Here is an 8,511-nt window from a genome sequence, read left to right as displayed (position 1 = left end):
CCGGATGGCGCAGCGCGCAGGCCAGGCCTCCCGTGTTGCGCTCGAAGAACTCGTCCAGCGCTTGGCCGAGGGCGGAAAGCTCGGAAGCCGGGAGCGCGGCCTGCATCTGCTCGAACAGATGGCGCTCTTCCTTGCGCACGTGGTCGTGCAAGAGCTGGCGGAAGCGGAGCAGTTCGTCCGCGGCCAGCGCGTTCTTCCCGGAGCGGGCAAAGCTCGCGCGCATCTCGCCATGCTCGGCGAGCAGCTCGGCGACGAGGGCGCGCAGGCCCTCGACCTTCTGCGCCGCGGGGAAGACGAGCTCTTCCTCGGACTGGAAGTGCCAGCGGATCTCGCGCTCCCAGGCTGCGGCGACCTCGCGGTTCCAGTGCGCGAGGTCGAGATGGCCCGACTTGTGGGCGCGCTCGATGTAGACGCAGAGCGCGAGCGCGTCGTGGTGCTGCTGCGAGAGCGGGATCAAGGCCTGGTCGCGCTGCATCCCGCCATTATCGCGCAACGGAGTGAGGAGCTGCGCGAAACGTCGCGTCTTTCGTGCTATTCCCATCCTCCTTTGTGCCGCGAAGAACGCGCGGCGCAAAGGATGTCTTTTCTCGCTTCGCTCCCGGCTTTACTAAAAGCGCGCTGGCATCGAAAATAGTGGATTCGTCCCGCCGACGCGGGCCGACAGGAGCTGGCATGCCCACGACCGGTGAGATCATCCGCATGATGAACTACGTCGACGACCTCGGCACCACGATGCGCCGCATCAGCGCCAACATCCCCTTCATGGGCGACGAGGAAAAGAAGAAGCTCGCCGACTACATGCGCAAGCAGGAAGCGGAGCTGAAGGCGCTGATCGAGAAGCTCGAGAAGGGCCACTAACGAATGGCGGAGATCAAGACCGTTTCCGTCATCGGCGCGGGCATCATGGGCCGCGGCATCGCACACGCCGCCGCGCTGGGCGGGTTCCGCACCATCCTGGAAGACATCCTGCCCGCCTCGCTGCGCAAGGCGGAGAGCGAGATCCGCGCCAACCTCGACAAGGCAGTTGAACTGGGCAAGGTGTCGAAACCGGAGGCCGACGCGGCGTTCGCGCGCATCGAGTTTGCCGGCTCGGTGGAAGACGCGGCGCGCGCCGCCGACCTGGTGATCGAGGCCGTCCCCGAGGAGCTGGAGTCGAAGATCGAGATCTTCACGCTGCTCGACAAGATCTGCGCGCCCAAGACCATCCTGGCGTCGAACACTTCGTCGCTGTCGGTGACCGAGATCGCCAGCGTCACCTACCGCGCGAAGAGGTGCGTGGGCATGCACTTTTTCAATCCGGTGCACAAGATGAAGCTGCTGGAGATCGTGCGCGCGCTCGAGACCGACGACGAGACCATCGCGGCGGCGGTGGAAGTCGGCCGCAAGATGGGGAAAGAGACCGTCGTCATCCGCGAGGCGCCGGGGTTCATCACCAGCCGCATCAACGCCATGATCGGCAACGAGGCGTTTTACATGCTGCAAGAGGGCATCGCCTCGGCCGCCGACATCGATAAAGCCCTCAAACTTGGGCTGAACCACCCGATGGGCCCGTTCGAACTGGTGGACCTGGTCGGGCTCGACACCCGGCTCCACATCCTCGAGTACCTGCACAAGTCGCTAGGCGAGAAGTTCCGGCCGTGCCCGCTGCTGGTGCAGTACGTGAAAGCGGGGCGCCTGGGGCGCAAGTCCGGGCGCGGCGTGTACGACTACCCGGAGCAGGGCAAGACGGCGGAGAAGAGTCGCTAGCCGCCGGAGATTCCTAGCGTTTACTTCGACGCCATCCCATCCCGGGGTGTCTCGACCGCTTCGTCATTAGAATCATTCGATCAGGGGTGGCGTAACCCACGGCGAATCCGTTTCCGGTTCGCGGTGTCGGGTTGCCTGGGCCACCAGTCAGCCCCACTACTGGGCCAGCAAGCCCCCGGCGACAAAAATAATCCGTTCGGTCTTCCTGCTTCGAAACGCGCTTGGTTTCCTGCGAGGTTCCGATCTGGCATCGCGGACCGCCGATTCTTGCGCCGGCCCGCTCGCTCTCGGCGGAGGCGCGGTATACCCCAAGTAACAGTCTCGGGAGGTAGGTATGACACGCGCACTGGTCTTCCGGCTGGGGCTGCTGGTGTTCATCATCGCGCCCTTCGCCGCCACGCAGTCGCCCGACATCCTCGGTCCCCACAACGTGGACGGCCGGGGCTGCCAGTCTTGCCACATGCCACACAGCGGCGCGGCCAGCGACGCGGCGGCCGACCCAGCCAATGGCGCGCGCTGGCTGTGGGGCCGCGGCTTCATTGCGACTTCGTACACGCTCTACGATGGCAGCGTGCTGACGATGCCGAACAGCTACACACCCTCGGACCCGCTGTTCCACAGCGCCGCGTGTCTCTCGTGTCATGACGGCGCGGTCGCCGTCGCCGGCATGACGGGACGGACGGTGGAAGGAGGCGCAGGCGCCTCGACCTTTCTGGCCGCCGATGCTTCCAGCCTTGCCAACGACCACCCGGTGCACGTGCGCTACGAGTGCGACGGGGAACACTGGCCGTGTACGATCGACACCAACGGCCGCGTGCGGTTCAGCACCGCCGACCCGGGCACGGTGCACTTCAGCAATACCTATGGGCGGCCGATGCGGTTCTATGGCGCGCCGGACACCACGGGCGTGGCGTACGTGGAATGCTCCACTTGCCACAACCCCCACGCGGTCAATCGGGCGCGCTACCAGATCAACGGCGTCACGGTAATGAAGCCGACGCGCTTCTTTCTCCGCGGCTGGTACGAGCCGGACAATCCCGCCAGCAACTCGCTCCTGCAGTTCTGCCGCGCCTGCCACTACCAGCAGAGCAACGAGTACGTCGGGCAAGCCAGCCCCGCGAATTGATACCCGTAAGTGGCTGAATCGAAGGGCGGAACGCGCAACCGGGCCGCGCCTGCTGTAAGCCCCGGCGTGCCCGCCGGGCGTGCCGGAAAAAAGACCGTTACCTTCCTCTCTTTCTCCGGTCTAAGAAGGAACCGGGGGCAGGTACCGTCCGTATCTGTAGGCAGGCATGCGCGCGCTATTGGACATCTTCGGGCAGACGCTTCGCACCCTGTGGGCGCACAAGCTGCGCTCGTTCCTCACCATGTTCGGGATCGCGTGGGGAGTGTTCTCGCTGCTGCTGCTGGTGGGGCTGGGCGAGGGCTTCCGCACGGGCAACAAGAAGCAACTGGCGCAGATCGGGGAGAACATCATGTTCTTCTTCGGCGGGCGCATCCCGGCGGCGGAGGGCAGCCACACCGCGAGCCGGACCTACCAACCGACCTACCAGGACTACCTGACGATCAAGAACCATGCCAAGACGGTGGGCGAGATCTCGCCGGTGCTGAACCGGGGCGACATCAAGGTGATCTACGAGAGCGAGAGCACCAACGGCCAGGTGTTCGGAGTGACGGCGAACTATGACCGCATCCGCTACATGCCGATCGACAGCGGGCGCTGGATCAACGAAGCCGACGACGACGACCACCACTACGTGGTGGTGCTGGGCAATGAGCTGTACAAGAACCTGTTCAAGGGCGCGCCGGCGCTGGGGCAGACCATCCTGCTGAACGGGTATCGCTTCACCGTGATCGGGACAGTGAAGAAGATGCGAGGCGAGTCGAGCGCGACCGACATGCGCGCGTTCATCCCGTTCAACATCATGCGGGAGCACTTTCCGCTGAAGGACGCGGAGAAGCCGGACTCGATCACCTACCTCAACTTCCAGCCGAAGGACGTGAACGATCACGCGGCGGCGCGGCGCGAAGTGCGCGTGCTGGTGGGGCAGAACCACGGCGGGGGCATCGACCCCGACGAAGACGACTACTGGTTCGACTGGGACACGGCCGACAGCGTGGAGACGATCGGGAAGATCTTCGACGCGATGAACAAGTTCCTGGGGAGCGTGGGGCTGATCACGCTGGTGCTGGGGGCGATCGGCGTGATCAACATCATGCTGGTGGCGGTGACGGAGCGGACGAAGGAGATCGGGCTGCGCAAGGCGCTGGGGGCGACGAACCGCAGCATCCTGACGCAGTTCTTCATCGAGGGCGCGTTCCTGACGACCTTGAGCGGAGGGATCGGGATCTTCCTGGCGTGGGCGATCATGGCCGCGCTGGGGACGCTGCCGGCGCCTCCGGGATTCGATCCGCCGACACTGGTGCCGTCCTCGGCGGCGCTGGCGCTGATCTCGCTGTCGGTCGCCGGCGTGGTCGCCGGGCTGTATCCGGCGCGGAAGGCCGCGCTGCTGACGCCGGTCGAGGCACTGCGACAGGAGTAGGAGGAAGCCATGCTGCGCGATCTGCTCACCGAATCCATCGACGCGATGAAGTTCAACCGGCGGCGCACCGCGCTGACCATGCTGGGAATGGCGTGGGGCATCGCGACGGTGGTGCTGCTGCTGGCCTACGGGTCGGGATTCGAGCGCGCGATCGAGGCCATCTTCTCGAACTTTGGGACGAAGCTGATCGGGGTGTTCCCGGGGCGGACGTCGCTGCAGGCAGGCGGGGCGAAGGCGGGGCAGCAGATCCGCTTCAAGATGGAAGACATCGACCGGCTGCGGACGAACGTGGCGCTGATCAAGCGGATCTCGCCGGCGTACTGGAAGCAGGGGAAGATCGCGCGCGATTCGCGCAACTATGAATGGTCGGTGGCGGCGGTGGGGCCGCCGTTCCAGCAGATCCGGAACTTCACGGTGGATTCCGGGCGCTTCTTCAACCAGGAAGAGGTGAACCAGCGGGCGCGCGTGGTGGTGCTGGGGTCGGACGCGAAGACCAAGCTGTTCAGCGGCGTGTATCCGCTGGGCGAGTCCGTGCGCATCGACGGGCTGAGCTTCGAGGTGGTCGGCGTGATGAAGCCGAAGATGCAGGAAGGGAACAACGACGACATCAACACGCAGGTGTACATCCCGTACACGACGATGAGCGACCTGCGGAACACGGAGTACGTGGACGGGATCTGGATCGACTACGAAGGCATGGAGTACGAGAAGGTGGAGACGCAGATCCGGACCGTGCTGGGGCAGGCGCACAGCTTCAATCCGACGGACAAGCGCGCCATCTTCGTGGCCAACATCCTGAAGGACCTGACGCAGTTCCACATCATCACGGCGGGGTTGAAGATCCTGCTGGCGTTCATCGGGACGCTGACGCTGGGGATCGGCGGGGTGGGGCTGATGAACATCATGCTGGTGTCGGTGCAGCAGCGGACGCGGGAGATCGGGACGCTGAAAGCGCTGGGCGCGCGGCGGCGGTCCATCCTGGTGCAGTTCCTGGCGGAGGCGCTCACCATCACGGCGCTGGGCGGCGTGCTGGGCATCCTGCTGGCGTACCTGGTTTCGTTCGGCGTGGGGACGCTGACGCTGTACAGCGCGATCGCGAAGAACGCGGAGGCGGGCGACATCCGGCTGCTGATCTCGCCGATGTCGCTGGTGGTCTCGACCATCATCCTGGGGTTGGTGGGGATCGTGAGCGGGATGCTGCCGGCGATCAAGGCCGCGCGGCTGGACCCGATCGAAGCGCTGCGCTACGAGTAGTTCCGAGTCTCGAGTCGCGAGTTGCGAGCGGCCGATCCTGACTCGGGACTCGGGACTCAGAGCCCGGTACCTTTCCTGCTAAAGTAGAAGCTCCGCCAAACATGCGCACGCTCTGGGACATTCTCGCGCAGACCTTCCGCACGCTGTGGGCGCACAAGCTGCGCTCCTTCCTGACCATGTTCGGGATCGCGTGGGGTGTGGGATCGCTGCTGCTGCTGGTGGGGGTGGGAGAAGGGTTCCGCAGCGGGAACAAGCGGGAGCTCGCCGAGATCGGCGAGAACATCATGTTCATGTTCAACGGGCGCATCCCGGCGGTGCAGGGGCAGGCGACGGGCATGCGGCGCTACTGGATCACCTCCGAGGACGCGATGGAGATCGGGCGGCAGCCGCACGTGAAGTACGCGTCGCCGGTGCTGGTGCGGCAGGACATCCGGGTGGTGAGCGAGACGCAGAACTCGAACGGCCAGGTGGCGGGCGTGCTGCCGGTGTTCAAGCAGATCCGCTTCCTGCCGCTGGCGAAAGGGCGGTGGCTGAACGAGCTCGACGAGGAGCAGCGGCGGCAGGTCACCGTCATCGGCTGGGAGATGAAGAAGAACCTGTTCCCGGACGACCCGAACCCGATCGGGAAGTTCCTGCTCATCGGCGGGCTGCGGTTCGAGGTGATCGGGTTCATCTCGAACTTCACCAAGGACGAAGGGAACTCGTCGAGCGTGCGGTGCTTCATCCCGTTCTCGACCATGGCGACGTACTTCCCGGTGAAGGACGCGACCAACGCGCCGGGGGCGATCTCGTTCGTGAACTACACGCCGACGCGGGCGGAGGACCACGAGCAGGCGCGGCAGGAAGCGCGCACCGTGGTGGCGCGCAACCACGGCTTCGACCCCAAGAATGAAGACGCGTTCGAGGACTGGGACACGGTGAAGAGCCAGGAGATGGTGGGGAAGATCTTCGACGCGATGAACATGTTCCTGGGGAGCGTGGGGCTGGTGACGCTGGCGCTGGGAGCGATCGGCATCATCAACATCATGCTGGTGTCGGTGGCGGAGCGGACGAAAGAGATCGGATTGCGCAAGGCGCTGGGGGCGACGAACCGGAACATCATGACGCAGTTCCTGCTGGAGGGCGTGATCCTGACGATCGTGTCGGGCGGGGTGGGCATGGGAGCGGCCGCCGGGCTGATGGCGGCGCTGAGCAAGCTGCCGTCGCCGCCTGGGTTCGACCCGCCGACGCTGGTGGCGTCAAGCGCGACGCTGGCCATCGCATCGCTGTCGCTGGCGGGGATCGTGGCGGGCGTCTACCCGGCGCGCAAAGCCGCGGCGCTGCCGCCGGTGGAAGCGCTGAGGCACGAAGCATGATGCGCGACCTGCTCCGGGAAGCCTACGGCGCGATGCAGCACGACCGCCGGCGCGCCACGCTCACGATGCTGGGGATGGCGTGGGGCATCGCGACCGTGATCCTGCTGCTGGCCTATGGCGCGGGGTTCGGCGTCGCCATCACCAACATCTTCGAATCGTTCGGATCGAAGGTGCTGGGCGTGTTCCCGGGACGCACCTCGAAGCAGGCCGGCGGCGCGAAGGCCGGCGTGCAGGTGCGTTTCACCTACGACGACATCGACCGGCTGGTGAACGCGGTGCCGATGATCAAGCACGTGTCGCCCGAGGTGGGGAAGCGCGCGAACGTGGCCTACGAGAACCGCAGCTATCCGCTGCCGGTCTCGGGGGTCAACACCGGGATGATCGACATCCGGAAGCTGCGGCCGGAGATGGGGCGGTTCTTCAACGAAGAGGATTACATCCAGCGCGGGCGGGTGGCGGTGATCGGGTCGGAGGCTAAGACCAAGCTGTTCAGCGGGAAGTACGCGGTGGGCGAGTACATCCGGCTGGACGGGTTGAGCTTCCAGGTGATCGGCGTGCTGGAGCCGAAGATGCAGGAGGGCGACGACAACATCAACCGGGTCATCTACGTGCCCTTCACCTCAATGGGCGACCTGGACAACACGCAGTATCTCGACGGGATCTGGCTGGACTACGAAGGGCTCGACTACCAGAAGGTGGAGCACATGGTGCGCGCGACGCTGGGGCAGGCGCACAACTTCCGCGAAGACGACCGGCGCGCGGTGTTCGTGTTCAACTCGCTGGAGCGGCTGTCGCAGTTCCGCGTGATCACGATGGGGCTGCAGGTCCTGCTGGCGTTCATCGGGACGCTGACGCTGGGGATCGGCGGCGTGGGCCTGATGAACATCATGCTGGTGTCGGTGCAGCAGCGGACGCGGGAGATCGGGACGCTGAAGGCGCTGGGCGCGCGGCGGCGGTCGATCCTGCTGCAGTTCCTGGCGGAAGCGCTGGCCATCAGCTTTGCCGGCGGGCTGGCGGGGATCGTGCTGGCGTACATAGTGTCGCTGGGCGTGGGGCGGCTGACGCTGTATTCCGCGCTGGCGAAGAACGCGGAGGCGGGCGACATCCGGCTGATCATCGACCCGGCCAACCTGATGGTCGCGACCGGGATCCTGATCTTCGTGGGGATCGTGAGCGGGATGCTGCCGGCCATCAAGGCCGCGCGCCTGAGCCCGATCGAGGCGCTGCGGTACGAGTAGTTGCGAGTTGCGAGTTGTGAGTTGCGAGTTGTGAGTGGCCGGGCCCGCTCCGTGCGTTTGACGTTTACAATCCCCTTCGTGACTCGCCTCGAGAAGGTCCGCGCACAACTGGCGCTGTACGAGCATCCGTTGCTGGTGTTCGACGCGCAGGAAGCCGGCGAGGGCGTGGAACTGCTCATCCGCTTCAAGGACCCCAGCGTGAAGGTGCACACGTACACCGCGACGCTGCATCCGCGGGACCTCGATCACCCCAACTTCGAGTGGGTCTTCCAGCGGATGCTGTATGACTGCCTGCACGACTACTTCGTCGAGATGTTCCTCCGCACACCCCAGGACCACCAGGAGCGGCAGCGCCGTGAGCGCACCGGCGGCTAG

At 65.5% G+C, this 8,511-nt stretch carries 9 protein-coding genes; 8 read left to right on the top strand and 1 reads right to left on the bottom strand.

Going from position 1 to position 8,511, the window contains the following annotated elements; all coding sequences use genetic code 11:
* On the bottom strand, positions 1-475 hold a 475-nt coding region (locus VLA96_10945; GenBank protein ID HSE49714.1), incomplete at its 3' end, for a hemerythrin domain-containing protein.
* 197 nt (positions 476-672) lie between these two features.
* Between VLA96_10945 and VLA96_10940 the strand changes: the two genes are divergently transcribed.
* The 8 genes from VLA96_10940 (at position 673) to VLA96_10905 (ending at position 8,511) form a co-directional block, all read left to right on the top strand.
* Complete coding sequence (locus VLA96_10940) at positions 673-858, top strand: hypothetical protein (protein HSE49713.1); 186 nt, start codon at positions 673-675, stop codon at positions 856-858.
* Between the two features lie 3 nt (positions 859-861).
* Positions 862-1,746, top strand: coding sequence for a 3-hydroxyacyl-CoA dehydrogenase NAD-binding domain-containing protein (locus VLA96_10935; protein ID HSE49712.1), 885 nt, complete (start codon positions 862-864; stop codon positions 1,744-1,746).
* A 334-nt stretch (positions 1,747-2,080) separates the two neighbouring features.
* The gene (locus tag VLA96_10930) at positions 2,081-2,872 is read left to right on the top strand and encodes a hypothetical protein (GenBank protein ID HSE49711.1); all 792 of its coding nucleotides are present in this window, start codon (positions 2,081-2,083) and stop codon (positions 2,870-2,872) included.
* Between the two features lie 166 nt (positions 2,873-3,038).
* Entirely contained in the window at positions 3,039-4,289 is a 1,251-nt protein-coding gene (locus VLA96_10925) for an ABC transporter permease (GenBank protein HSE49710.1), read from the top strand.
* A 9-nt stretch (positions 4,290-4,298) separates the two neighbouring features.
* On the top strand, positions 4,299-5,543 hold the full coding sequence (locus VLA96_10920) for an ABC transporter permease (GenBank protein HSE49709.1): 1,245 nt from the start codon (positions 4,299-4,301) through the stop codon (positions 5,541-5,543).
* Between the two features lie 101 nt (positions 5,544-5,644).
* The gene (locus tag VLA96_10915) at positions 5,645-6,898 is read left to right on the top strand and encodes an ABC transporter permease (GenBank protein ID HSE49708.1); all 1,254 of its coding nucleotides are present in this window, start codon (positions 5,645-5,647) and stop codon (positions 6,896-6,898) included.
* Complete coding sequence (locus VLA96_10910) at positions 6,898-8,136, top strand: ABC transporter permease (GenBank protein HSE49707.1); 1,239 nt, start codon at positions 6,898-6,900, stop codon at positions 8,134-8,136. Before VLA96_10915 ends, VLA96_10910 begins: the two co-directional genes overlap by 1 nt.
* Positions 8,137-8,214: 78 nt before the next feature.
* Positions 8,215-8,511 (top strand): hypothetical protein, encoded by a 297-nt coding sequence (locus VLA96_10905; protein ID HSE49706.1) that lies wholly within the window; start codon positions 8,215-8,217, stop codon positions 8,509-8,511.

This window comes from Terriglobales bacterium, from assembly GCA_035457425.1.
Lineage (GTDB): Bacteria > Acidobacteriota > Terriglobia > Terriglobales > Acidobacteriaceae > JACPNR01.
The sequence above is the reverse complement of the archived record's forward strand: the minus strand, read 5'-3'. Positions and strand labels throughout refer to the sequence as shown.